The organism is Ruegeria sp. BHSB196, assembly GCF_059613135.1.
The window spans coordinates 1-23739 of sequence record NZ_JBXWRY010000027.1; the positions used below are offsets into that span (position 1 = coordinate 1).

Genomic DNA, 23739 nt, shown 5'->3' on the forward strand with positions numbered 1-23739 from the left:
TACGGCGTTCGCTCAAGCTCAGTTGCGTGTAAACGGCTCCCATGCCATGATCTCCTATTAGATAACCCATTGGTTTCTAATAGGAGTCGCACTTCAGGGTAGCGCGCTCCCTACATCGGTTTCGCACCGGATAACATGGTCTATGACAAGAGTGCGCGGACCTATGTCCGCGGCTCGGACTTCAAGGCGCAGTTCCTCGAGCCCGATGCGAGCCGCTACCTCGCGCAGCTACGCTCACTCTCTGACGGGATCCTCGACCGGGAGGACTCCTGGATAGCCAATCTCCCGCCCTACGCGTCCGCCCCGACGCCAGTACGTGGCGTCAACCCGGTGACGCTCCGCTCGGTCGTTGGCGCCATACGCCGGTCCGAGGCGGTCGAGGTGAAGTACCAGTCACTGTCCAACCCGGAGCCGCGCTGGCGGTGGATCGCGCCCCACGCCATCGCCTTCGATGGCTTCCGCTGGCACACACGGGCGTTTTGCCTGACTGACGAATGCTTCAAGGACTTCCTGCTCTCGCGAATGCTCAAAATCCGTGGCTCGCGAGAAGCCGAAGTCTCGCCCGGCGATGATCGCGACTGGCATTCCGAGGTCACCCTAGAGGTCGGCCCCCACCCTGACCTCTCCGAGACGCAGGCCAAGGTCATCGCGCTAGACTACGGCATGCGAGGCGGCAAGGCGAAGATCAGAGTTCGGCGCGCGCTTCTCTACTATGCGCTCAGGCGACTTGGGCTGGATACTGACCCAGGAGCACGGCGGGCCCACGACCAACAGATTGTGCTTTTGAATCCGGAAATAGTTATGCGAAACCATAGCTAAAACGATGCATTCGCCAATGGTTTATCTCGACAATAACGCCACTACTCGACCGGCACCTGAGGTCGTGGCTGCTGTAATTCAGGCGCTCGAAACAGATTGGGCTAACCCGTCAAGCGTGCACGGTCTTGGGCAGACCGTGGCGCGGGCGGTGGCTTTATCGCGTGAGAAGGTAGCGGGGCTGCTCGGAGTGCGAGCCGAGCGAGTGGTCTTCACCTCCGGTGCGACGGAAGCAAATGAAGCAGTGTTGCGTCATTATGCCAAGCAAGGTGCGTCTCTAATAACCTCGAAAGCAGAACACGCGGCGGTGGCGGGGTATTATTTTCGACACATGCCACAGCTGGTGCACACGGTGCCATTGGATGAGTCCGGGCGATGGCGATTGGATGCACTCGAGACAGCGTTAAACAGCATAAGTGGACCGAAACTTATTGCTTTCGCTTGGGCAAATGGCGAGACAGGCGTTTTGCAGGATTTGGCTGCGATCAAGGTCGTGGCAGAACAGTATGGCGCAGTTTGTCTAGTCGATGCCTCTCAAGCGGTGGGGCGGGTTAGTTTTGAGGCTAACATTGCAGCTTTTATCACCTTCTCCGGCCACAAACTGCACGGGCCGAAAGGAGTTGGGGTTTTGGTACAACCGGAATCCGTGCAACCTGTGGAAATTGCGGTTGGCGGCGGGCAGGAACGCGGTTGGCGGGGCGGAACATTAAACGTGCCCGGAATCGTTGGTCTTGGCGTCGCATGCGAGCTCCGACATCGTAACCTGAGCAGCGCGATCATACGGATGGCTCAACTACGCAACCAGTTTGAGGCCCAAGTGACTGCGGCGCTTCCTGGTGTGCGCGTAAATGGCGCAGATGCGCCGCGAGTGCCCAACACGAGCAATCTGACCGTTCCGGGTGTGGACGGCATGGCGCTAGTCGCCCGACTTGAGGCGCGCGGTATTCTCTGCTCTCAGGTCTCGGCATGTTCGTCTGGGCAACCAGAGCCGTCGCGCACCCTCTTGGCGATGGGAAGGACACCAGAGGCCGCCTTTGCCAGCCTCCGAGTAGCCGTTTCTGTCGACACTTTGGAGGCGGAAGTTGAAACTGCGGCACAAGCGATGGTGGATGAGGTCTTGTTTCTCCGAGAGACGATGGGTGGTTTGGTATGAAGCTCGGTGGGCATGAAACCTTCTATCCGCGCCCGGGATGGTTGACGAAAGGCCTCCTGCACCTCCGTGATGGTGGCATAGGTGTCTTTTCGGCGCCCGAGACAGCGGACCGGCTTGGGGTCGGTCGCAACATGGCCAAGTCGATTGGCTGGTGGCTTGACGCGACTGGTCTCGGGACACGGTCGAGTCGAAATAGCCCACTGGAACTGACGCTCTTTGGTGCCGTCGTAGCAGAGTACGATCCGTACATGGTCCGGCTGGGCACATGGTGGCTGGTGCATGCCAGCGCCATGACATGTGGGGCGGAGACGTCGTTGCCTTGGTTCTTCTCGCCTCGAAGACCAGAGCGCTGTAATCGAACAGTGTTGGCCGAAGCACTCACGCGCGACCTCTCACCGAACCGAGGGAAGACGCCGTCCGTGAAGACAGTGCAACGCGAGGTGGCGGCCGTGATGCAGACTTACGCCGTGCCGGTACCGCGGCCGCTCAACGACCCGGAGGATAATCTCGGGTCGCCAAACCCGCCCGCACCGGAGACGAGCCGGGTGAACTGGTGGACGAGCTCGCCCGCGCCGACGATCAGCGCGCCGATGCGGGTCCGGATCAGCGCGCCGCGCAGGACGACCAGCGCCGTGGCGAGGCCGCGAACCGACAATGCTGCGGCGGCCATGCCAGCCACCCACCGCCCCGCGAGGAAGGCCGCAAAGGTTGCGGTGTAGGTGGTCAGGCGGCCGATGTTGTCGAAGAGCCCGCGGATCGCGATGCCGAGCGGGCCCGTGCGGCTCGCGACCGCAGCCATGGCATCGGCGACGGCTTCGAGTGCTGGTGCTGCGGCGACCGCGAGCTGGTTGGACAACCCGCGCCAGATCAGCCCGAGCCGGGAGATGGCGTCGTTCGTCCGCTCGATCTGGTCGGCGTCCTGCTCGGAGACCACGACACCGAAGGCGAGGACGTCCTCCGTCGCCTGGCGCAGCGTCGCGGTATCGATGCGCGACATGGCGATGGAGCCTTCCTCGCCGAAAAGCTGGCCCGCGACGGCAGCGCGTTCGGCAGCGGGCACGAAATCCTCGATGGCGGCGTTGATCGCGCCGACGCGCTGGTCCAGCGGCAGCGCGATCAGGTCGGTGGCGGAAAGGCCAAGCCGGTCGAGCGCGTCGGCGGCCGGGCCGGTCCCGGCGGCCGCCTGGCTGAGACGGCGCGTCAGATCCTTCGTTGCCTGTTCGATGCCAGACATGGATACGCCCGCAAGCTCGCCCGCGCGCTCCAGCGTCTGGATCGAGGCGACAGTGGTGCCGAGGGACTGCGCCAGCTTGGCCTGCGCATCGACCGTCTGCAGGCCGGAGCGGATCATCGCCACGCCCGCGGCGGTGGCTGCGGCGACAGCGGCGGCGGCCGCCACGCGCGCCCGGCGCGAGAAGGCCGCGAGCCGGGCGTTGGCCGCCTCCATCTCACGGCTCAGTCGCCCGAAGCCGCGCGACCCGGCCTCTCCGACGCCTTCCAGCTCGGCGCGCACCTGCCGTCCGCCCACGGCCGCGAGGCGGACGCTGACCCGTTTTTCCGCCATGGCTCAGGCTCCTTGCGTTCGCCACGCGGGCGTCTTACGTTTTGGGTATCGATAAGGTGGAAGTATGATCATGGCTGAGACCGCGACCCTGTCCTCGAAGTTCCAGATCTCGATCCCCAAGGCGATCCGGACCGCTCATCATTGGGAGGCCGGGCTCACCTTCGCGTTCATCCCGAAGGGCACGGGCGTGTTGCTGGTCCCGATCCCGGAGAAGCAGAGCCTCAGGGGACTCGCGAAAGGCGCCCGGCCCGAAGACTTCCGCGATCGGTCGGATCGCATCTGATGATCCTCGTCGACACCTCGGCCTGGATCGAGTGGCTGATCGACTCCAGGACTGGGGCCCAGGTCGCCGAGCACCTGCCGGAACAGGCCGAGTGGCTGGTCCCGACCATGGTCCAGCTCGAGCTTTCCAAGTGGCTGACGCGCGAGGTCGGCGAGGACAAGGCGGACCAGGTGATTGCCTTCACCCAGGTCTGCAATGTGGTGCCGCTCGACACCGAAATTGCCCTTGCAGCGGCCGAAGCCTGCCGCGAGCACAAGCTTGCCACCGCCGACGCCATCATCTTCGCCACCGCCCGCGCACGCGGCGCGACGGTGCTGACCTGCGACAAGCACTTTGAGGGTCTGCCGGGTGTGACCCTTGTCGAGAAGATCACGCCCTGACCGCAGAGCCTGAATTCGCGGCCAGTTCTTCGTTCACCTTGCGCACCATCACCGCTTCGATGACGGGGAGCAGTTCAGCCGCGACGGCGGGCGGCACCGCCTCGACCGCCCGATCACTGCGCGTCGCGACCATCAGGGCGGTGGTCAGCGGACGCAGTTGCACCCGCACGTCAGGCGCGAGGTCGTGCCAGCGCGCTTCATTCGTCAGGTCGAGCGTCAGCATTTCAGTAGGTCTCCACATCGTTCACAAGGGTGGCAGTGCACATCCGGCCCACGACGCTGTCGCGGGCGGCCTGCCAGTCGAAGGTGGCCTGCACGCCCTGCGGCCCGGAAATCTCGATCCGCGGGCGCGGCAGGTAGACGGCATGCACGGTGAACGTGAAGCTCTCGCCCGACGGCAGAACGTAGGCGAATTCCATCTCGCAAGCCTCGCCGTTGATGGCCTGCGTCACCAGCGTCTGGTCGGCGAACCGCACCTCGATCCGCCCCGTGAGCGCGGCGATGGACGGGTCCGCGCCGTCGATGCGCCCGTCCGAGCGGATCGTCTCGATCCGGTCGAGGTTGTTGGCATAGGTGATCTCCGCCGAGACCACATTGCCGAGGGCGGTGCCGTTGCGGGTGATCGCCCCGTTGAAATGGCCAAAGCGCTTCAGCTCCAGTGCGGCGGGCGTTCCAACGCTGGTGGTCGTACCCACCGTTTCGCCCTGCGCCACCAGACGCGCGGTCGCGGTCAGGAGCCCCGAGCGCTGCATCTGCCAGGTGATCTGGTCGAGCACGCAGCCCGAGTACATCGCATAGCGCGGCACTTCCGGCATGCCGGTCTCGATCGACATCGAGGGCAGCGTCCAGGCGCCTGACTGGAACTCGTGCGTCCATGGGCCGGTGCCCGTGGTGGTCGGCGCACCGAAGGCCGCCTTCAGCCAGAAGCCGAAGGCCTCGGCGTCGAGCGGCACGACGACATCGCCATCCGCCGTCACCGCGTCCTTGATCGGCGCCAGCGGATCGCGGCCGTAGCCCAACAGCTCCGAGTTCAACAGCGGCTGCTCCGCCCCTAGCGAGGTGCTGGCGAAGGGCATGCGGGTGAAGCCGCTGACGGGCGGCGTTCCATAGGTCGTCTCGAACGCAAGCGCCATCAGCGCCCGCGCCCCCTGGGCTCGTGCCATGGTGTTCTCCTAGGGTTGTCGGGGTCAGGCCAGTTGGTCGGCCGTGGAATAGTGCAGCACCACCGGGATCACCGCCGCCTTCAGGCTGGCCGCGCCCTCGACCGGCAGATCGACCGGCCGTGGCGCTTCCGCCTCGATCCAGTCGCACAGCCCGCCCAGCGTGCGGTCGGCGGTGAGCGACGAGCCGATGCTGGCGCAGAGCGTGTCGAAGGCGGCGTCACGGTCGGTGCCCTGCACGACCGCCTCGATCTCGGCGCGGTGCTGGTAGTGGTAGGCCAGCGGCGAGAGCGTGACCTCGGGCTCCCCCGGCTCGCCATCGCGCAGGATCAGCAGTCCCTCGGCCGGAACGCGCTCGGGCAGCACCTCACCGCGGAGCGCGGTTGCGGGCATCGCCGAGAGCCGCGCGTGCAGCGCGGTGAGGATGGTCTCCCGGGGGGTGGGCATCACGATCAAGGCACCTCTGCTATGGAAAGCTTGGATCGAACATCGGATGCCCGATGGACTTTCTCGTGGACACAACTGAAACTGGCATAGGCCAAGTAGAGATGTGGAACTGCCGATGGAAGCATTTACGATAATAATCGCAGTCCTCACTCTGATGCTCACAGCAATTGGAATTCGAGTTGCAATAAGCATTGCAAAGCGGCAGGGCGCATTTCGACGTGAACGCCTACTGCTGACAGTTTCGATACCCCAGCTTCTGCCAATTGGAAATCGAGGGCCAGCATTTTCGAAGACCCTTGGGCCTCCGGGAACCGCCCGGATGGGATCAGTCTATCCCGTGGTGATGCACCCTCCACCATGCGTGGCGATCAACATCTCCCAGAACACTGGTAAGCACATCTTTTTTCTTCCAATCACCGTTTGCAACAACGGAGACAAACCTTCCAATGAAGTCACCCTTCGTCTCGTGACTTCAAGCAATCTCGCCGCAGAGAAGATAACCGAACTCGGGGAAATCAAAGGAATTGATACGGATAGGCGGATTGTTGAAGACCATGGCGAGATCCAGATCACTCACGATATGGGAACGATCAAGGCATTCAACTGTGAACTTATCGGTGAAGTTTTCTCCATCGACCCTGAGGAGCATGACATTGGAGAGCGAGCCATTCGGGTTCTGATGAACCTTCACGTTCAGAGCAATGACGCCTACGCGCAAGCTCAAATCATCCTCTTTCTGGTTAGGGCGGAGTCGAAAATCGATCTAATGCAAAGTCTTGCGTACCATGCGAAAATGGAACATCGAAATCGTACGACGGCACTTGGGCGGCTGCTCAGTTTTGGTCGTGCAAACAAAGGAAGGCCTTCTTTGTGGATTCTTCCAGATTATGAGACGATGCCGGATGGAGTACACGTCCATAAATTCAATCAATCGGGCGATAAAACTGAAGCAGGGCTGCTCCTTCCTGCACCATTTGGGCAGTTCATGGAGATCTAGAAAGAGCTCGCAGAATCCGTTCACCTGATTACAGATCGGCCCTCCACCCAGTTCGCCACAATCAGCCCCGGCACGTTGTCGAGCGCCCGCTCGGCGTCCCGGCCGAGATCCAGCCGCTTCGGCAGCTTGACCTGCGAGACGAGCAGGAAGATCGGCACCGTCGTGCGCCCTCGGCCGGTCTTCGACCGTGACGCGACGCCGAGCCCGCGGCTGTTCAACCGCCCTTCCGCCACCAGCAGGCTCGGGCCCCGTCGGCGATAAACGAAGCGCAGGCGGAGCCCACGGCGACGCTCCCATTCGCCGGGTGTTATATTGCCACCGCGCAGGCCACGGCCTGCAGCCTCGGTCGGGATCGCGAGCCAGAAGCCGTCTTTCGACCGGATCAGCGGGCCGGTGTCGTGGGCGCCGACAATGACCGGGGCCTTGGACCAGACGAGCGCTGCGGCGTTCAGGCTCTCGCCAGCCTTCGGGTAGAGCTGGCTTCGGATCGAGTTGGCGAGTCGTCGGCCGAGCCCCGCGCCGGTGATCTGGCCGCGCCAGGCGGTCTTGAGCCCGGTCCCCGCCTCGCGCATTGCCGCGGTGACGGCCTTCTCGCCCGCCTTCACCTCAGCGGCCATGGCGGCGACGAGGTTCGGCGTAATGTCGAGCTTCAGTTTCACGCGGGCCTCAGATCCACGGTCCAGACGAGCCGTTCACGGTCGCGGACGGGCTCGCCCTGGATGAGGAAGGCCTCGCCGTCGATTTCGATCCGGTCACCGGGACGCGGGCTCGCCACCTCGGTGAGGCGCAGATCCAGCCGGGTGGTCTCCGACCAGATGCGCGCCTCCCCGAAGTTGGTGACGTCGTCCGGCCGGCGCAGGATGGCGCGGAGCAGCGCAGACGCTCCGCCATCGGCGGTGTAGACGACGTCCCGCGCGAGGTTCTCGTCCGCAAAGAGCGCGTCGAGCGCCAATTCCAAAGCCTGCGGCATGTTCACTCTTCCCTGTGCAAGGAATGGTGTCTATCTTTCCACATGACAGGAGGACACCATGACCCAACCCCGCCATCTCGCGCCGGCGCCGGATCGCGGCACCGTGCTCACCAAGGCCGCCCTTCGCGCAGCCGAACGCCTCGGGATCTCAGGCCGTCAGCTTGCGGACATCGTCGGCGTATCGGAGGCGACCATTTCGCGGTGGAAGCGCAACGAAGCCGCCCTCGAAGCAGGCTCGAAGCCGTTTCAAATGGCGGCCCTCTTCGTTCGCGCCTTCCGATCGCTCGACGCCATCACCGGCGGCGATGACTCTGTCGCGCGGACCTGGATCAAGGCGCCGAACACCGCGCTCTCAGCCCGCCCGATCGAGCGGATGGTCACGGTTCAAGGACTCGTCGATGTCACCACCTACCTGGACGGCCGACGCGCTCCGATCTGAGGCACGCCCTTACGCGGCCTCGGCATGGCGCCTCGTCGAAGCCCAGCACATGGTCTCGACCATGAAGCTTGTGGACAGCACCGCGGAGCAGGCGATCCTTGAGGACATCCTCGAGGAGACCAAACCTCCGGTGCCCGAAGAGTGTCGTCATCTCGACTATCTGCTCTCGACCTCATTCCGGTATCGACCCTACCCCCACGGCTCGCGCTTTCGCCGGGCAGGGCTGACACCAGGTGTCTGGTATGGAGCCGAGCATCCGGAGACGGCCGCCGCGGAGATGGTGTTCTACCGCTTCCTTTTCTACGCCGAGAGCCCGGACACGCCGTTCCCTGACGATGCCGCGGAATACACCGCCTTCGCCGCATCGATATCGACGCCGGTTGCGATCGATCTGATGAACGGCCCGCTTGCCCTGGACGAGCCCCGTTGGGCCCATCTGACGGAGTACGGCCCCTGCCAAGACCTGGCAGATACGGCCCGCGTCATCGGAACCGAGGTGATCAGCTACATGTCCGTCAGGGACGCAGATCGGCGCTCGAACCTCGCCGTCCTGTCCTGCCGCGCCTTCGCGGACGCCCACCCGGTCGAGCGCCAGACCTGGCGGATCCGTATCGGACAGACCGGCGCCCAGGCCTTGCGTGAGCATCCGCGACTTGGCCTCGACTTCGGGCGAGACGCCTTTGCCCCGGACCCAAGGCTCGAGGGGATGGTTTGGGACAGGCCTCAGCCGCGCTGAGGCCTCACCCTCACGTCCGCCTTGCCGAGCGCAGCACCTGCGGCCGGGTGCAGATCGGAAGCGGGTTGCTCTCGATCTCGAGCCGCACCCACTCGTCGCGATCGCGGTCGGGGATCGTGCGGGCATAGAGCGGCTGGCCGAGCGTGTTCACCGTCTCGAAGGTGTCGGCGGGAGCATAGTAGATCTCGAAGAGCCCCTCGATGCCTTCGGGATAGAAGAACGCCTTGTCGGTCGGCACCGTGAAGCCCACCCCGCCCCGGTAACGGCGGAAGGTGATCCCGCCGAAGCTGACCTCGTCGGCGACGCGCCCCCGCAGATCGGCCGCCGCAGCGGTGTTGAGGTAGGTCTCCCGTACCTCCTTGTGCGCCACGAGATCGGCGAAGAAGGCCGAGCCGCATTCCGCGCGCACCTGCACGGCGCCGGCCGAGAGCCCCCCCATCGAGTCCTCGACGCTCTCGATCAGCGCCTGGCAGCGCTTGCGCAGCGCCCCGGAGGCCGGGCTCGCGTTGTCGAGGTCGAAATCGATCTCGGCCGCCGGCGTGATGCCGAACTCGGTGAAGTAGTTCACGACCGTCGCGTGGTCCTTCGGATCCTTCACCAGCCCCTGGATGCCGTTCAGGAGGTGGTACTCGAAGGTGGTCTCGGCGTCCTGGCGGAGCTTGCGCAGACGGTACGCCACCTCGGTCTGTACCTGCTGGGTAGCACTTTCCGAGCCGAAGTCGCGGACGGACTGGATCTCCGAGGCCCAGAGCACGTCCTGCTTCTTGAACTGACGGCAGACGAAGGCGCGCATCTCGCGCCGGTCGGGTACCTGCTGTTCGTAGGCCGAACCGCGCTCGGAAAACGGGATCAACGAGAGCGTGCCGTCGCGGCTCTCGATCACGACGGTGCGGGAGCGCACGCCTCGGGGGCTGAAGAGGGCCGAGCCCGAGAGCAACGCGGGCTTGTAGCCCCGGTCTTGCCCATCAGATTGTCAGAACCGCAGAAGCGCTTACCTATCGCCAACTGTGTTTGCTCAAGATCGCGGCGCTACGAGAGAATTATCAGCTAAGAGCAGGCGATTATCGGGGTCAACAGCGCTTCGATAAATCGCTATACGAACTTCTCTACGAGTGTCTCGATCTCTATCACCGTGCTCTTGTGAACTTTGGGGGCAACGTGGCCTTTGGTCCGACCGACATCAAGCCGGGTAGCATGACCGTACAAGGAATGGGTGCGGATCTTTTCAACCAAATGGGCCTCGTCACGATTCCGCAACCTGATCTCGATCCGATTATCGCTGAACTCTCGAAGTGATTTCGTTGGCTCGAAAGGCTTCGAACAGCCGCCGCAGGGCGAAGGACCGCGCGATGCTCACCACCGTGAACACCGCCCCCATCCCGCCCCGGCATCGACCGGCTGGCAGAGGTCGCGCGCGTTCTCAAGGTCGACCGCGAGTGGCTGATCCACGGGATCGGTGACGTCGAGGGAACGCCGCCCTTCATCGAGAACCCGGACGAGGCTTTCGTCTCGATCGCGCATGCGAGCCCCCGCCCGTCGATGGGCGGCGGCGCGGTGGTCGAGGAGCACGACGATCCCGCCGGCCGCGCCTACCACTTCCGCCGGTCCTGGATCCGGCACAGCCTGAAGGCCAGCCCCTCTCAGCTGCGGATCATGCATGTCGAGGGCGATAGCATGGCGCCCACGCTGCTCGACGGCGACACCGTGCTGGTCGACATGGCGCGCCGCGCGCCGAACCCGCCGGGGATCTTCGTGCTGGACGACGGGATGGGGCTGGTCGCCAAGCGGCTCGAGCACATCCCCAACAGCGACCCGCCGGCCGTGCGCGTCATCTCGGACAACGGCTTCTACAGCCCCTACGAGCGAACGGCCGAAGAGATCCACATCGTCGGCCGCATCCGTTGGTTCGCGCGGGAGATTTGACGCTCCGGCGTATTACTCTGACGCGCAGATCAGCTCACAAGCCGGCGCGAAGCTGTACCGATCGCCCTAACTCGAGGGTCCACATACAGTAAGAATTCATCGTTGTTGCGCAACCGCGCGGGCGCTAAGCTCCTGCCCGACAGACCTGCGAGAACGTGATGAGCGAATTAACACACACCGGCCTTCAATTTGAGGATGAGGTGCGCAATATCGCGCGCAATCTATATTCCAATAATCTCGGACAGGGCAGCCAAATAGTTGACGGCCGGGAGCGCGACGGCGTTTTCTTCAATGGGAGCTTTTATACAGTCGTTGAAGCCACCACACTTAAGACGAAAGCCAAAGCAGAACAAGATGCAAAGAAAACTCACGAGCTAGTTACAAAGCTGCGCCAGCAGGGAAACATGGCCCAAGGCTTTCTTGTGACCCTGCACGAGCCCACTGCAGACCAGAAAGCCGTCATTACCTCCAAAAGGTATGATCGCACCACAAAGATTATTAGCTTTGATGAATTGCGCTCACAATTATTTGACGCGCTATCTTACATAAACAATCGTGAGAAAAAGCGCTTCGGGAGTGTATATGATCATGTCGATAATAGTTTCGAAATTCCCCTATCAGACTTTGTGGAGCCAACGTTAACGCACATTGATTCGGGCGAATACCGCACCTTCGAGAGCCTGGCTGAAAGGGTGCAAAATGGAGATCGCCTAATCCTGGTAGCAGAGTACGGCGTGGGCAAGAGTATGGTGCTCCGACATCTTTTTCATCGACTAGTTCGCGCCGTTCGAACCAAGAAGCACTTCAGAACGCCTGTAGCCATCAATCTCCGCGAGCACCTTGGTCAATCGGATCCGATTGAGCTTCTCGAAAGGCATGCCAGAGCAAATGCAGCCAATCCCCAAAATCTAGTCGCCGCCTGGAATGCTGGATATGTAGATCTTCTAATTGACGGCTTTGACGAGCTTTCAACACGAGGATGGACCGGAGACATAAAGAGGCTGAAGGAGTATCGACGAAGCTCGCATTCCGTCGTTCGAAAGCTCATTAAAGAGACGCCGAAAGGATGTGGCATTGTTGTAACTGGAAGAGACGCTTACTTTGACTCCACAAAGGAAATGCGGGAGGCGCTTGGCGCGCCTGATCCAATGTTTTCGATACTGCAGATTCATCCGTTTGACACCAATCAGGCGATAGAATTCCTCAGAAAGAAAGACTTCAACGAAACCCTTCCTGAATGGATCCCAACCCGGCCGTTGTTGCTCACATACCTAGCCACAATGGGGCTGCTTCGTTCAGTTATGCAGGCGGAGGTTGCGGGAGACTTTCCGAAGGGGTCTGCATGGCTTTCGCTTCTTGACATGATCTCTGCCAGGGAAAGCGAGCAGTCGGAAGGTATCGACAAAGAGGCGCTAATTCAGTTCTTTGGTGCCCTTGGGATTCAAGCCCGCCATGTACCTGACAGCATGGCTAGTTTCTCGCCTCAACAAATGGAGAGCATATTTTTCAACATCAACGGCACGTCGATAATGGAAGATGAAAGAAATCTTCTACTCCGGCTTCCTGGGCTTGGTGCGGCGCAGGACAATGCACTTAATCGCTCATTCATAGACAAGGACTTTATGAATGCGTGCTGCGCTCTTCCCGTCCTCCGCTTCGTTGAGGATCCATACTTCGATTATTCCTCGACTTACGGATTTGAATCGATCCAGGCTCCAATGAATGAGGTCGGAATTGAAGCGCTTGCAACGGTCTTCACACGTAGGAACATTCAATGCGGCGTTCTATCTGCAGCGATGCAGCGCGCATTGTCACAAGAACAAGCGCAGTTGGCCTTTGATATCTTTCGAGCTTCGCGAAACATTTGCGAGCACTCAGAGTTCCTCACTTTTGAGGGAATTGAAATTGAAGAGATTGACCTCTCGAGCTCAGAGTTTGATGGCGTGAAAATTGACTTCTCGGGGTGCATTGTAAACCGAGTGACACTTCCGAGGCCGGAGGAAACAAATGAAAGTATAATTTTTTCGGAGTGTCTTATTGGGACACTTGAAGGGCGAGTGTCAATCGACGACTTGAACCCTGATCAGTTTATCCAATGCGAAATCAGTGAGCTTACCGACAAATATAGCGTGAACAGTGAGGTTCTGGATACTAGTCTGCCTCTTGGTGTCAGGGTACTTGTCGTTACCTTGCGTAAGCTATTTACACAGCACGGGTCTTCTCGACTTGAAAGCGCTTTGTACCGCGGGCTTGACCAACGGTCTAAACTCATTGTTCCGAAAGTGATTGATCAGTTGCTGCGCCATGGGTTCATAGTTCCCACTGGCAGAAAGGGCAAAATTACCTATTCGGGCACGAAGGCAAAGCGCGGGGAGGCTCTTAAGATTATTCAGTCGCCAAACACGGCGAATTCGGCTATTGTAAAGGATTGCTTTGACCTGGCGTAGCGAAGTGACTTGATCGCCCTACAAGACCGTCAAGGTTGAAAGACAGACGAGAGCATCTGTGCTGGACTAGTCTGTCACTCCTATTCTGTTTGCCGTAGCGGAGCCAAACCCGATCTTCTTCTCTCGGCTACGACGCGTTGCGACAACTACATGATTATCCTTGAGAATGGTGATCTTCAGAGGCGAACACGGAGCAAGCCGCCTCAGGAGGTTCGCTCCCCATGCCCAACGACATCACCTTCGCGCCGCCCGCCGACACGCTCAACACCGATGAGCGGCTGGCGGAACTGGCCGACATCCTCGCCGGCGCCATCGCGCGCACCAACCCAAGGGAAACGATCGAAAAACCTCCGCTCGACGGAGACAGTTCGCTGGACATCCTCGCCCTGAGACGCCGTCGTCGAAGACAGGTTCGTAACCGAGTTGGAGATGATGCATGAGGAAAAACGCAAGAAAATCAGGCGCGAAGGCCTCGCCCGCGCTTCAGGCGACGGGGATCGACGTCCTGACCGAACTGGCGGCGCTGAGGGCGATGACGGTGCCCGAACTGCAGGAGAAGTGGCAGGCCATCTTCGGGGAGCGCGCGCCGAACGCCAGCCGCGGCAACCTCGAGCTTCGGCTGGGCTACCGCATCCAGGAACTGGCCCATGGCGGGCTGCGCCGCGAGACGCGCCGCACGCTCGATGCGCTGGCCGACGAGGTCATGAACGGCAAGCTCTGCGGCCTAGTGGCGGACCCGCGCAAGCCCGCGACCGGCACGAAGCTGGTCCGCGAATGGGGTGGCGAGGAGCACATGGTCACCGTTCTGGCGGATGGCTTCGAATGGCAGGGCAGGCGCTTCAAGTCTGTGTCGGCCGCCGTCCGGGCGATCACCGGGGCGCACTGGAATGGCTGGCGCTTCTTCGGGCTCGACCAGACCGGAGGCGCCCGATGACCCGAAAAAGCCAGACCGAACCCACGCGCCGCCTGCGCTGTGCCATCTACACCCGCAAGTCGAGCGAGGAAGGGCTCGACATGGAATTCAACAGCCTCGACGCGCAGCGAGAGGCCTGCGAGGCCTACATCGCCAGTCAGCGCGCCGAGGGCTGGGCCTGCCTGCGCGAGCGCTACGACGACGGCGGAGTCTCCGGCGGGACGCTGGACCGCCCCGCGCTCAAGCAGCTGATCGCGGATGTCGAGGACGGGCTGGTCGACGTGGTCGTGGTCTACAAGATCGACCGTCTCAGCCGGGCGCTGATGGATTTCTCGAAGCTCGTCGAGATCTTCGACCGCCACGGCGTGACCTTCGTCTCGGTCACGCAGTCCTTCAACACCACGACCTCCATGGGCCGGCTCACGCTGAACATCCTGCTGAGCTTCGCCCAGTTCGAGCGCGAAGTGATCGGCGAACGGATCCGCGACAAGGTTGCGGCCTCGAAGAAGAAAGGCATGTGGATGGGCGGCTACGTCCCGCTCGGCTACGACGTGGTCGACCGCAAGCTAATCGTGAACGAGGCCGAGGCCGCGCAGGTCTGCACCATGTTCGAGCTCTTCGCGCGATCGGATTCCACCGCCGCCGTGATCCGGGAACTGAGCGCCCGCGGCATCCGATCCAAGCGCGGTCGGCCCATCGACCGCGGGGCGCTCTACAAGCTGCTGCACAACCGCATCTACCGCGGCGAAATCACCCACAAGGACAAGACCTATCCCGGCGTGCACGATTCCATCGTCGATGACGAGCTTTGGGACGCCGCCCATGCCGTGCTGGCCGGCAACCGCAACCAGCGGGCCGGACGCACCCGGAGCACCGAACCGGCGCTACTGCGCGGGCTGATCTTCACCGAGACCGGCGCTGCGATGACCCCGCACCACACGAAGAAGGGCAACCGGCGGTACTGCTACTACGTCTCGATGGACGTGATCCAGAAACGGCCGACAGCCGAGCTGCGCGGGCCCCAACGGCTCCCCGCCGCCATGGTCGAGGAAGCGGTCATCGGAGAAATCCGGCGACTGCTGCGCACGCCGGAAATCATCGCGCACACGGCGCGCGCCCTGAAGAAGGAGCGGCCCGATCTCGACGAGGGCACCGTGACCGCGGCGCTCACTCAGTTCGACGATCTGTGGAAGGCGCTGATCCCGGCCGAACAGGCCCGCGTCGTCCAGCTGCTCGTGGCGCGTGTGACGGTGGGCGAGGATGGGCTCGACATTGATCTGCGCCATGATGGACTCGGCGCACTGGCGAGCCTGATGACGCCCGCGCGGGAGGACGCCGCCTGATGCCCGGCACCAACACGATCCGCGTCCACGTGCCGCTCACCTTGCGCAAGCGCGGCGGGCGCCCGCGCATCCTGCCGCCCAAGGACGTGGAGGCCGCATCGCCCTCGGGTCAGGATCCCCGCCTCCTGCGCGCCATCGGACGGGCCTGGGGCTGGCGGAAAATGCTGGAGAATGGCGAGGTCGCCACGCTCGCCGATCTCGCCGCCGACGAGGGCCTCTCCGACCGCTACCTCAGCCGCCTCACACGCCTCGCCTGGCTGGCGCCCGAGGTGCTGGAACGCCTCGTCATCCACCGCGAACCCTGCGCGATCACCATCTACGATCTGTGCCTGATCGCCTCGCTGCCGTGGGAGGAACAGGTGGAAAGGGTGTTCGGCTGAAAGTCACCCAATTTAGTCCGAACTACTGTCGCCCTCACAGCACGCGTTGCATGCGAAAGCGGAGTATCTTGCCATTTCGACACGAGATGAACTCCACGCGGTAGGCGTCTTTCTTCTGCTCATCCTTTCGCAGCAGGAATGATGGCGCATCCCAGAAATCGTCTATCTTCACGCCTCCCTTCGCCATCGCCCTCTTCGAAAAGGATAGGTCCAGCCTAGCTCGTGTTCTCGAATTCCGAAACGTGAAGACATAGCGGCCCGGTTCATCCTGGAGGTCATCTAGGTCATATATGTCCAGAGTATGCCCGTGACGATCTTTTATGACGATCGAACCCCGGACAGCTCGCGGCGCCTTCAATGGACGGTTGCTGTTGTCGGTACACGGATGCTTCGGCCACGGCCAGCCGAGGTCGTCAAAGAATACCCGACCACCGTAGCGGCTCTGGTAGTAGAACACCTTCTCCCCGCATACCGGACAATATGCGTTGGGATTGACGTAGGACTCAACCGATCTGAAAGGCGCACTGGACAGAGGGCTGGACACTGCGCCCGAGCACCAGCCCCCATTGAGGTGTATCGGCTTGAGAACCCCATCTACGTGCCGAAACACGATTGGTTCGCCGCAAGTCCAACAAGTCGCCAAAGTCTACCTTTCAACCCAACTCCATATTTCCCAATGATACCGATGACTTATCTTTGCTGTCCACATTCGCAAAAATTATTGCCCGCCCTTCAATGAAAGCTCGCCTGAAATGTCGTCGGCGTCAGCGAGACATGGGCATCGAGCGGTGGGCGGAGTTCGAAGGCCTTCGGCTTGCGTGAAAACCGGTAGAGCCGGAATAGGCACCATTCCTTGCGCCGCTCCTCGGCCACGGCCAGTTCGTTGCGGCTGATGTAGAACGGCGTGCGCTCCCAGCCATTCGTCGTCTTCACCTCGATCAGACGGGGACGGCCATCTGGCGCGAAGCTGGCAATATCATAGCCCGCACCGTCGCCATCCTCCTCCGAAACCCAGCGCACCCTGCGCACCAGGTCATCCCGCCCGGCGGCCTTGAGTGTGGCCCGCTCGTGGGCCAGCACGCGTTCTTCGCCAGCACGACCCAAGGCCCGGTTGCGCTCGTCGCGGTCGGCGACGTCGAACTTCGCGGCCACATGCAGCATCTGCTCCAGCTCCTGCGGTGGCGGCTGGTTCGAGAGCGTCGGCGCCGGACCGACCCAGAGCGGCGCGGCCTCGCGCAATCCGGCGGCGGTTTTCGGCAACCGCCCCAGCCAAGCCGGGTTGAGCGCCAGCCACCGCGCCACCGCATCGATCAGGGATGTCTGGAAATTGAAGGCGGGCTTGTAGCCTGGGATCCAATCCTCGCCGAGGCCCTTCAGCACCGCGCTGATGTTCTGGTGCTTGAACTCGACCGATCCCTCGGACCGGCCGTTCAAAAGAGGCAGGAGCGCGCGGCGATGTTCGGCCTTGTTGTAAGGCCGTCCGGCCAGATCATCGGCCAGCATCGCGAAGTAATCCGCGACGATCAGGTCGTTTTCTTCATCGGTCCAGGGCGCTTTCGACATCGCGGCCAGGCTAAAGACGGAATACGCGTTTGTCATCAAGGCTTTCGCGGTCGGACGGGTGACATATGCCGTCATTCCTACGCACCAGCCTGCCATCAGCCCCAGCCACTACGCCTCCTGATTGTTCGGGCCATGTTCCGCTTGTAGGCATTGGAAACAGGGGGCGAAGTTTTGGCGGGATTGAAACTCAGGCCATTGAAAATGCTTGTGAAAATTACACCGAACCGAATTGCGCGAGGTTCGCTCGACCAGAGACTACGGGCGGTTCAGAGACCGAAATGGGGGGTGCGGCCTGTCTCAGAGGTTCGCACCCATCACGCAAACCCCTTTGAAAACAGGGAAAATTCCGGCGCTGGCCGGGGGCGTTCGATGTTTCGCAATGGTGATGGTGGCGGAGACGAAGGGATTCGAACCCTCGAGACGGTTTCCCGTCTACTCCCTTAGCAGGGGAGCGCCTTCGACCACTCGGCCACGTCTCCGCCGACCCGTTTATGGGGTTCGACGCTTGAGGACAAGAGTGAATTTCCCGATGGTAGCGATCCGCGGCAAGGCTGCTACCTGCTTGGATCATCTTCAGGAATGGCCAGCTTCTCCATGCTCGAGGACACCTGCGCCAGAAACTGTTCTCCGATGGCCGAGATCGGGCGGCCACGTGCCGTGACGATCACGACATCCAGCGCGATCTGCGGTTCGAACCTGCGCAGGACATAGCCAATACGGTCATCGCTCGACAGGGTGAACGGGTCGACAAGTGTCACGCCCAACCCCTGCTTGACCAGGTTCAGCGCATTTCTGAACAGATCCGTGTGGCAGCGGACGCGCATGTTCGCCCCTTCGCGGTGAAACGCCTCGCGCGCGCGCCGTGTCACCATGTGATCGGCGCCCATGACGATGAACGGAACGTCGTCCAGCAGCGTTGGCGTCAGGGTCTCATGCGCGACCAATGGGCTCTCTGAGGGAACGGCGCAGAGGATCTCGAAGAAGTAGGGGACATGGTCCAAACCGTCCTGGCGCAACGGCGGCTCGCAGATGCCGATCTCGAACAGCCCGGCGGCTACCCATTCCTGGATCTTCGACGAATACTGCGACTGGAAGGCGATGGTCAGGTTCGGCTTGTTCGCGGCAAAACGGGAAATCTCCTCGGGCATGAACCCGAAGGCCATGGCGTGGCTGGTCGCCACCTGCAACTGTCCGGCCTTCTGGTTCTGAAGATCGACGACTGCCTGGTTGACGTGATCGAGGCCCCGCACCACGGTGTCGATTTCTTCGTACAGAACCATGGCTTCAGGCGTCGGCGCAAGGCGCCCCCGGCTACGCTCGAACAGCTTAAGCTTGGTGTGCCGCTCCAGCTGACCCAGCAGATTTGAAATGGCGGGTTGGGATACCCCAAGCTGTTCGGCCGCCCGTGTCACCGTGCCGGTTTCGATGATGGCGTGAAAGGCCTGATAGTGGCGAAAGTATGAGACCATGAGTGACGAATATCATTTTTTCTAATGTATCGCAAAAATATTAGTATTGGAAATGATGTTACCGACTCAGCACACTGTCATTGCTTTCTGGGGAGGATGGCGTGGACCTGCTGCAAACCATCACCGGGTTCGATCTGTGGCATCTGGCGTTGCCGGTGGTTTCCGCCCGGGATCACGGTATCGGACGGGTCGAAGGTACCTGCGAGATCGTGGTTCTGCGACTGACCGCCGAGGGAGGCGCGCAGGGCTTTGGCGAAGCGTCACCCTGGTCGGTTTTCACGGGCACGCCCGAAGCGACCTACGCGGCACTGGACCGTTACTTGCGTCCGGTGGTCGCGGGCCGCAGGGTGGGTGATCGCGCGGCGATCATGACCGACGCGGCGCGGGCGGTTGCGCATTGCACCGAAGCCAAGGCGGCCCTGGAAACCGCCCTGCTGGATCTTACCGGCGTCATCACCGGGCAACCGGTCTGGGCGCTGCTGGGCGGGAAGCACCGCGACAGGATTCCGCTGAGCTGCTCGATCGCGAACCCGGATTTTTCCGCAGATATCGACCTGCTGGAACGGCTGCGGGCCGACGGTGTCGGCCTGATCAAGCTCAAGACGGGGTTCCGGGACCACGCCTTCGACATCATGCGGCTGGAACGGATCGCGCTGGACTTTCCCGAATTCAGTGTCCGTGTGGACTACAACCAGGGGCTTGAGATCGACGAGGCCATGCCCCGGGTTCTGGATGTCGCGCAGTTCAAGCCGGATTTCATCGAACAGCCTGTGCGGCACCATCACTTCGACCTGATGGCGCGGCTGCGGGATCAGATCGACGTTCCGTTGCTAGCCGATGAAAGCGTGTTCGGACCCGAGGACATGGTGCGCGCGGCGCGCGAGGGGATCTGCGACGGCGTGTCGGTCAAGATCATGAAATCCGGGGGGCCGACACGGGGTCAGACCGTCGCGCGTATCGCGGCGGCGCACGGTCTTTCGGCCTATGGCGGCGACATGTTCGAAGCAGGTCTGGCGCATCTGGCCGGCACCCACATGATCGCCGCAACACCCGAAATCACGCTGGGGTGCGAGTTCTACCAGACCTCCTATTTCCTGAAGGAGGACATTCTGGAAACACCCTTCGAGGTTCGCGGGGGACAGGTCATCGTCCCCGACCGGCCGGGGCTTGGCGCACGGCCCGACCTGGACAAGCTCGCGCATTATTGCGTCAGGGGCTCGCCGTGAAACGGCCGGTCTCAGTAGGCGGTGGCGGCACGCGCGGCCTGATCGTACTGGCCGGACATGAGCCGCATCAGACTCGACACGCGGCCAAGCTGGTCGGGTTCGACACCGATCTCCTGCATCGCCTCCAGCAACAGGGCTTCGCGAATCTCCCGGTACCGGCTGCACGCCGCGACACCCTCGGCCGTGGCCTCGACCGTCTTTTCCTTGCCTTCGCGGCCCTCTTTCACAAGTCCGGCCTTGCCCAGCTTCTTGATCGCGTAGTTGACGGTGTGCGTGTCCTCGACATTCAGGACAAGGCAGATGTCGGCCAGCTTCTTGGGTTTGTCCCGGTGCCTCACTGTGTGCAGAACCAGAACGTCCAGAGAGGACAACCCCGAATGGCCGGCAGCGGCCATCGCCCTTACGGTCCAGCGGGCAAAGGCATGACCCGCAATGATCAGGCCGAATTCGAACTCCGACACCTCGGGAAAGGTGCCTTCCGCAAGGTGGGCCGAAGAGACGACAGGGCCGAGTTTGGTGTGTGACATGGTGGAATCCTACAAATCAACAACACTATGTCAACAATTTGTTGACGTTTTGTTATTATGTGCCACTCTATGCGTTATCGAATCGCTGTCCGCGCCCTTGTTCGGCGCTGGGGGAAGGTCATGACGCAAGGCCGCAAGACCATAGCCATCATCGGCGCCGGAATTGTCGGCGTTTCGACGGCCATATGGCTGCAGCGTGACGGGCACGATGTCATTCTCATCGACCGAAAGGGGCCGGCCGAGGGCGCATCTTATGGCAATGGCGGCATACTCGCGTCCTGCTCGATCGTGCCGGTGACGGTTCCGGGCCTTCTGTCAAAGGCGCCGCACATGCTGTTCAGCCCGGAACAGCCCCTGTTCCTGAAATGGGGATACCTGCCGCGTCTGGCACCCTGGCTTCTGAAATACATCAGCAACGCAAATGCCGACGGGGCCAACCGCGCCGCGGCGGCGCTGGCGCCCATCGTCGGCGACAGTCTGCAGGACCATCTGGCGCTGGCCGAGGGAACCGGAGCGGAAAAGTGGATCGTGCCGTCCGACTATCTTTTCGTCTACGACGATCGCGCCCATTTCGAGCGAGACTCGTTCGGTTGGGGCCTGCGCCGCAAGCACGGGTTTACCTGGGATGAGTTCAACGCGCAGGAATTCCAAGACTACGATCCGGTCTTCGCGCCGGAGCTCGGGTTTGCCGTGCGGCTCAGAGATCATGGGCGGATTCGGGATCCCGGCCAATATGTCCGGGATCTGGCCGGGCATTTTCAGGCGCAGGGCGGGCAGTTGGTCCGGGCCGCAGCCGAAGACATCGTGCACGAGAACGGTCAAGTCGTCGCCGTGCGCGCGGCAGGGCAGAGCATCCGCTGCGACACGGCGGTGATCACCGCGGGTGTCTGGTCGGGACCGCTTGCCAGTAAGCTGGGCCTCAACGTGCCGCTCGAGGCCGAACGCGGGTACCACATCGAGTTTTGGGATCCGTCCCTCATGCCCAAGGCGCCGGTGATGGTCGCGGCGCGCAAGATCGTCGCCACCCCTATGGACGGTCGCCTGCGCCTGGCCGGCGTGGTCGAGTTCGGCGGCACCGAGGCCGGCCCGTCGGAGGCTCCGATCGAACTGCTGCACAAAAGCGCCAAGGCCGTTTTCCCGGATCTCAAGGCAGCTCATGTCACCGAGTGGCTCGGCCACCGGCCCGCGCCTGCGGACTCGATTCCGGTCATTGGCGAGCTGCCGCACGTCAAGGGCGCCTTCACCGGCTTTGGTCATCATCATGTGGGCCTTACGGGCGGGCCCAAGACGGGCCGTATCCTTGCCCAGCTTATCTCGGGGCGACAACCGAATGTTGACCTGAGCGTCTATTCACCGGCACGTTACACGAAGGCCGGGCTTCAAAGATCAGGCACATGAGAAACTCAACCAGGGAGAAAACCATGAAAAAACTTGCTCATCTGATGTCAGCCACCGCTCTCACGGCAGCGGCCGCAATGCCGGCAGCCGCTGAAAAGTGGGATATGCCGATGGCCTATTCCGGATCGAACTTCCATTCCGAAACGGGGGCCGCCTTCGCCAATTGCGTGACCACCGGCACTCAGGGCGAGATCGAAATCGTCACACATCCCTCGGGCTCGCTTTTCCCAGGCGCCCAGATCAAGCGTGCGGTTCAGACCGGGCAGGTGCCGATCGGCGAACGCCTGCTTTCGGGCCACCAGAATGAAAACGCGATCTTCGGGTTCGACTCGGTTCCGTTCCTCGCCACATCGTTCGACGATGCGGAGAAGCTGTGGAAAGCCGCCAAGCCGACCTTGGAAAAGGTGCTGGCCGACCAGAACCTGACCCTGCTCTATTCGGTGCCTTGGCCGCCGCAGGGTCTCTATTTCCGGGACGAAGTGAATTCGGTCGCGGACATGGAGGGGATCAAGTTCCGATCCTACAACAACGCCACCGCGCGTCTGGCCGAACTGACCGGTATGCTGCCGGTGACGATCGAGGCCGCCGAAATCAGCCAGGCCTTCGCCACCGGCGTGGCCGACTCGATGGTCAGCTCGGGCGCGACCGGCTATGACCGCAAGGTCTGGGAAAGCCTGAACTACTTCTACGAAGTGGATGCATGGCTGCCGCGCAACTACGTGATGGTGAATTCGGACACCTGGTCGGGCGTATCCGACAAGAACAAGGCCGTGATCCAGGGGTGCGCCGAACTGGCCGAGTATGCCGGCACCTGGCGCGCGATCCAGTATACCGACTTCACCCTCAAGGGCTTGCGCGATGGCGGAATGACCGTGGCCAAGGCCAGCGATCAGATGAAATCCGAGTTGCAACAGATCGGCGAAACCATGACCGCCGAATGGCTGGAAGCCGCCGGTGACGACGGCAAGGCCATCGTCGAAGCCTTCCAGGCGTCCAAGTCGGAATAATGTCGGACCGGGGCGGGCCAGGCGCCTGCCCCACTCCCAATCAGAACTTACGGGGGGCATCATGACAATGGCCCAGCGGCTTCGTTCCGCCCTAGATTTCCTTTACCTCGGCGCCGGCGTGCTGGCCGCGCTCTGCCTGATCGCGATCCTGGCTTTGATCGTGGTCCAGATGGTGGCCCGCTGGACGGGCGAGGTCTTTCCCGGTGCGCCGGACTATGCCGGCTACGCGATGGCCGCGGCCTCGTTCCTGGCCTTTGCCAACGCCTTGAATCGCGGCGCCCATATCCGCGTTTCGATCCTGCTGAACGCGGTGGGACCGAAGGCACAGCGCCTCATCAACATCTGGTGCTTTGCGATCGGCACCGCCATCGGTTGGTATTTTGTCTGGTACTGCGCCAAATTCGTCTTCTGGTCGTGGAAATTCAACGACATCAGCCAGGGACAGGACCGGACGCCCCTGTGGATCCCGCAATCCATCATGCTGATCGGCGCCGTGATCCTCGCCATCGCGCTCACCGATCACCTGATCAGCCTGATCCTGAAGGGCGATCACCGGATCAAGCGCGACCTTGTCGATCAGAGCTTCGGAGAGTGAGCC

General features: G+C 62.0%; 30 protein-coding genes, 1 tRNA gene and 2 pseudogenes. 19 read left to right on the forward strand and 14 right to left on the reverse strand.

The features are described from left to right. Window positions 1-114 precede the first annotated feature (114 nt). From AC2FNJ_RS13710 to AC2FNJ_RS13720, 3 genes and pseudogenes are all read left to right on the forward strand, one after another. Complete coding sequence (locus AC2FNJ_RS13710) at window positions 115-819, forward strand: BrxR family transcriptional regulator (protein ID WP_496765067.1); 705 nt, start codon at window positions 115-117, stop codon at window positions 817-819. Window positions 820-835: 16 nt separating this feature from the next. Beyond that, complete coding sequence (locus AC2FNJ_RS13715; RefSeq protein ID WP_496764983.1) at window positions 836-1969, forward strand: cysteine desulfurase family protein; 1134 nt, start codon at window positions 836-838, stop codon at window positions 1967-1969. Next, a pseudogene (locus AC2FNJ_RS13720) lies at window positions 1966-2427 on the forward strand (DUF4007 family protein); the annotation flags it as partial. The gene AC2FNJ_RS13715 and the pseudogene AC2FNJ_RS13720, both read left to right, overlap by 4 nt. A 53-nt stretch (window positions 2428-2480) precedes the next feature. Here the strand turns inward: AC2FNJ_RS13720 and AC2FNJ_RS13725 are convergent. Continuing rightward, window positions 2481-3533 (reverse strand): annotated as a pseudogene (locus tag AC2FNJ_RS13725) (phage tail tape measure protein); the annotation flags it as partial. A gap of 70 nt (window positions 3534-3603) precedes the next feature. Here AC2FNJ_RS13725 and AC2FNJ_RS13730 point away from each other — a divergent pair. Together AC2FNJ_RS13730 and AC2FNJ_RS13735 are read left to right on the forward strand one after the other, a co-directional pair. Beyond that, on the forward strand, window positions 3604-3816 hold the full coding sequence (locus tag AC2FNJ_RS13730; RefSeq protein ID WP_496764984.1) for an AbrB/MazE/SpoVT family DNA-binding domain-containing protein: 213 nt from the start codon (window positions 3604-3606) through the stop codon (window positions 3814-3816). Continuing rightward, window positions 3816-4196 carry a type II toxin-antitoxin system VapC family toxin gene (locus AC2FNJ_RS13735; protein WP_496764985.1) on the forward strand — a complete coding sequence of 127 codons (381 nt, stop codon included), beginning with the start codon at window positions 3816-3818 and terminating at the stop codon, window positions 4194-4196. Before AC2FNJ_RS13730 ends, AC2FNJ_RS13735 begins: the two co-directional genes overlap by 1 nt. On the opposite strand, the gene AC2FNJ_RS13740 is transcribed toward AC2FNJ_RS13735, so the two are convergent. The 3 genes from AC2FNJ_RS13740 to AC2FNJ_RS13750 are packed head-to-tail and all read right to left on the reverse strand — an operon-like array spanning window position 4186 to window position 5803. After that, entirely contained in the window at window positions 4186-4419 is a 234-nt protein-coding gene (locus AC2FNJ_RS13740; RefSeq protein WP_496764987.1) for a DUF7697 family protein, read from the reverse strand. The two genes, AC2FNJ_RS13735 and AC2FNJ_RS13740, sit on opposite strands and share 11 nt — an antisense overlap. Window position 4420: 1 nt before the next feature. Next, window positions 4421-5359, reverse strand: coding sequence for a phage tail tube protein (locus tag AC2FNJ_RS13745; protein WP_496764989.1), 939 nt, complete (start codon window positions 5357-5359; stop codon window positions 4421-4423). A 24-nt stretch (window positions 5360-5383) separates the two neighbouring features. Next, the gene (locus tag AC2FNJ_RS13750) at window positions 5384-5803 is read right to left on the reverse strand and encodes an acyl-CoA transferase (RefSeq protein WP_496764991.1); all 420 of its coding nucleotides are present in this window, start codon (window positions 5801-5803) and stop codon (window positions 5384-5386) included. Between the two features lie 115 nt (window positions 5804-5918). Here AC2FNJ_RS13750 and AC2FNJ_RS13755 point away from each other — a divergent pair, with 115 nt between their 5' ends. Next, window positions 5919-6800, forward strand: coding sequence for a hypothetical protein (locus AC2FNJ_RS13755; RefSeq protein WP_496764992.1), 882 nt, complete (start codon window positions 5919-5921; stop codon window positions 6798-6800). A 20-nt stretch (window positions 6801-6820) separates the two neighbouring features. On the opposite strand, the gene AC2FNJ_RS13760 is transcribed toward AC2FNJ_RS13755, so the two are convergent. After that, a complete protein-coding gene (locus AC2FNJ_RS13760; RefSeq protein ID WP_496764993.1) occupies window positions 6821-7459 on the reverse strand; it encodes a DUF6441 family protein in 639 nt (212 codons plus the stop codon). Continuing rightward, complete coding sequence (locus AC2FNJ_RS13765; RefSeq protein WP_496764994.1) at window positions 7456-7770, reverse strand: head-tail joining protein; 315 nt, start codon at window positions 7768-7770, stop codon at window positions 7456-7458. The genes AC2FNJ_RS13760 and AC2FNJ_RS13765 overlap by 4 nt, the downstream gene beginning before the upstream one ends. Window positions 7771-7828: 58 nt before the next feature. On the opposite strand from AC2FNJ_RS13765, the gene AC2FNJ_RS13770 reads away from it, so the two are divergent. Both AC2FNJ_RS13770 and AC2FNJ_RS13775 read left to right on the forward strand, forming a co-directional pair. After that, on the forward strand, window positions 7829-8209 hold the full coding sequence (locus AC2FNJ_RS13770; protein WP_496764995.1) for an MbcA/ParS/Xre antitoxin family protein: 381 nt from the start codon (window positions 7829-7831) through the stop codon (window positions 8207-8209). Beyond that, on the forward strand, window positions 8169-8945 hold the full coding sequence (locus AC2FNJ_RS13775; RefSeq protein ID WP_496764996.1) for an RES family NAD+ phosphorylase: 777 nt from the start codon (window positions 8169-8171) through the stop codon (window positions 8943-8945). The genes AC2FNJ_RS13770 and AC2FNJ_RS13775 overlap by 41 nt, the downstream gene beginning before the upstream one ends. A 10-nt stretch (window positions 8946-8955) precedes the next feature. Here the strand turns inward: AC2FNJ_RS13775 and AC2FNJ_RS13780 are convergent, their stop codons facing one another. After that, window positions 8956-9882, reverse strand: a complete 927-nt coding sequence (locus AC2FNJ_RS13780) for a major capsid protein (RefSeq protein ID WP_496764998.1) — start codon at window positions 9880-9882, stop codon at window positions 8956-8958. A 74-nt stretch (window positions 9883-9956) separates the two neighbouring features. Between AC2FNJ_RS13780 and AC2FNJ_RS13785 the strand changes: the two genes are divergently transcribed. Continuing rightward, on the forward strand, window positions 9957-10241 hold the full coding sequence (locus AC2FNJ_RS13785) for a hypothetical protein (protein WP_496765000.1): 285 nt from the start codon (window positions 9957-9959) through the stop codon (window positions 10239-10241). Here the strand turns inward: AC2FNJ_RS13785 and AC2FNJ_RS13790 are convergent. Both AC2FNJ_RS13790 and AC2FNJ_RS13795 read right to left on the reverse strand, forming a co-directional pair. Next, window positions 10219-10323: a DUF7220 family protein gene (locus AC2FNJ_RS13790; RefSeq protein WP_496765002.1), complete on the reverse strand. Its 105-nt coding sequence runs from the start codon at window positions 10321-10323 to the stop codon at window positions 10219-10221. The genes AC2FNJ_RS13785 and AC2FNJ_RS13790 overlap by 23 nt on opposite strands. Then, window positions 10299-10466 (reverse strand): hypothetical protein, encoded by a 168-nt coding sequence (locus AC2FNJ_RS13795; RefSeq protein ID WP_496765070.1) that lies wholly within the window; start codon window positions 10464-10466, stop codon window positions 10299-10301. The genes AC2FNJ_RS13790 and AC2FNJ_RS13795 overlap by 25 nt, the downstream gene beginning before the upstream one ends. 33 nt (window positions 10467-10499) lie before the next feature. Here AC2FNJ_RS13795 and AC2FNJ_RS13800 point away from each other — a divergent pair, with 33 nt between their 5' ends. The 6 genes from AC2FNJ_RS13800 to AC2FNJ_RS13825 all read left to right on the forward strand — a co-directional run bounded on the left by AC2FNJ_RS13800 (window position 10500) and on the right by AC2FNJ_RS13825 (window position 15951). Continuing rightward, a complete protein-coding gene (locus AC2FNJ_RS13800; protein WP_496765003.1) occupies window positions 10500-10868 on the forward strand; it encodes a S24 family peptidase in 369 nt (122 codons plus the stop codon). Window positions 10869-11026: 158 nt separating this feature from the next. Then, window positions 11027-13315, forward strand: coding sequence for an NACHT domain-containing protein (locus tag AC2FNJ_RS13805; RefSeq protein WP_496765004.1), 2289 nt, complete (start codon window positions 11027-11029; stop codon window positions 13313-13315). A 221-nt stretch (window positions 13316-13536) separates the two neighbouring features. Then, window positions 13537-13755, forward strand: coding sequence for a hypothetical protein (locus AC2FNJ_RS13810; RefSeq protein WP_496765005.1), 219 nt, complete (start codon window positions 13537-13539; stop codon window positions 13753-13755). Next, on the forward strand, window positions 13752-14249 hold the full coding sequence (locus tag AC2FNJ_RS13815; RefSeq protein WP_496765007.1) for a DUF2924 domain-containing protein: 498 nt from the start codon (window positions 13752-13754) through the stop codon (window positions 14247-14249). The genes AC2FNJ_RS13810 and AC2FNJ_RS13815 overlap by 4 nt, the downstream gene beginning before the upstream one ends. Beyond that, on the forward strand, window positions 14246-15571 hold the full coding sequence (locus tag AC2FNJ_RS13820; protein WP_496765009.1) for a recombinase family protein: 1326 nt from the start codon (window positions 14246-14248) through the stop codon (window positions 15569-15571). Before AC2FNJ_RS13815 ends, AC2FNJ_RS13820 begins: the two co-directional genes overlap by 4 nt. Next, complete coding sequence (locus AC2FNJ_RS13825) at window positions 15571-15951, forward strand: hypothetical protein (protein ID WP_496765010.1); 381 nt, start codon at window positions 15571-15573, stop codon at window positions 15949-15951. The genes AC2FNJ_RS13820 and AC2FNJ_RS13825 overlap by 1 nt, the downstream gene beginning before the upstream one ends. A gap of 34 nt (window positions 15952-15985) precedes the next feature. Here AC2FNJ_RS13825 and AC2FNJ_RS13830 read toward each other — a convergent pair whose 3' ends face one another. The 4 genes from AC2FNJ_RS13830 to AC2FNJ_RS13845 form a co-directional block, all read right to left on the reverse strand. After that, a complete protein-coding gene (locus AC2FNJ_RS13830) occupies window positions 15986-16408 on the reverse strand; it encodes a hypothetical protein (RefSeq protein WP_496765011.1) in 423 nt (140 codons plus the stop codon). A gap of 275 nt (window positions 16409-16683) precedes the next feature. Next, window positions 16684-17514 carry a protein NO VEIN domain-containing protein gene (locus AC2FNJ_RS13835; protein WP_496765069.1) on the reverse strand — a complete coding sequence of 277 codons (831 nt, stop codon included), beginning with the start codon at window positions 17512-17514 and terminating at the stop codon, window positions 16684-16686. A gap of 389 nt (window positions 17515-17903) precedes the next feature. After that, window positions 17904-17993 (reverse strand) — tRNA-Ser (locus AC2FNJ_RS13840). Window positions 17994-18068: 75 nt separating this feature from the next. After that, window positions 18069-18983: a LysR family transcriptional regulator gene (locus AC2FNJ_RS13845; protein WP_496765013.1), complete on the reverse strand. Its 915-nt coding sequence runs from the start codon at window positions 18981-18983 to the stop codon at window positions 18069-18071. Between the two features lie 101 nt (window positions 18984-19084). On the opposite strand from AC2FNJ_RS13845, the gene AC2FNJ_RS13850 reads away from it, so the two are divergent. Further along, window positions 19085-20209 carry an enolase C-terminal domain-like protein gene (locus AC2FNJ_RS13850; RefSeq protein ID WP_496765014.1) on the forward strand — a complete coding sequence of 375 codons (1125 nt, stop codon included), beginning with the start codon at window positions 19085-19087 and terminating at the stop codon, window positions 20207-20209. 11 nt (window positions 20210-20220) lie between these two features. Here the strand turns inward: AC2FNJ_RS13850 and AC2FNJ_RS13855 are convergent, their stop codons facing one another. Further along, complete coding sequence (locus AC2FNJ_RS13855; RefSeq protein ID WP_496765016.1) at window positions 20221-20736, reverse strand: winged helix DNA-binding protein; 516 nt, start codon at window positions 20734-20736, stop codon at window positions 20221-20223. A 120-nt stretch (window positions 20737-20856) separates the two neighbouring features. On the opposite strand from AC2FNJ_RS13855, the gene AC2FNJ_RS13860 reads away from it, so the two are divergent. The 3 genes from AC2FNJ_RS13860 (at window position 20857) to AC2FNJ_RS13870 (ending at window position 23736) form a co-directional block, all read left to right on the forward strand. Then, window positions 20857-22134: an NAD(P)/FAD-dependent oxidoreductase gene (locus AC2FNJ_RS13860; RefSeq protein WP_496765017.1), complete on the forward strand. Its 1278-nt coding sequence runs from the start codon at window positions 20857-20859 to the stop codon at window positions 22132-22134. A 23-nt stretch (window positions 22135-22157) separates the two neighbouring features. Continuing rightward, entirely contained in the window at window positions 22158-23141 is a 984-nt protein-coding gene (locus AC2FNJ_RS13865) for a TRAP transporter substrate-binding protein (protein ID WP_496765018.1), read from the forward strand. A gap of 61 nt (window positions 23142-23202) precedes the next feature. Beyond that, window positions 23203-23736 carry a TRAP transporter small permease gene (locus tag AC2FNJ_RS13870; protein WP_496765019.1) on the forward strand — a complete coding sequence of 178 codons (534 nt, stop codon included), beginning with the start codon at window positions 23203-23205 and terminating at the stop codon, window positions 23734-23736. Window positions 23737-23739: the final 3 nt, after the last annotated feature.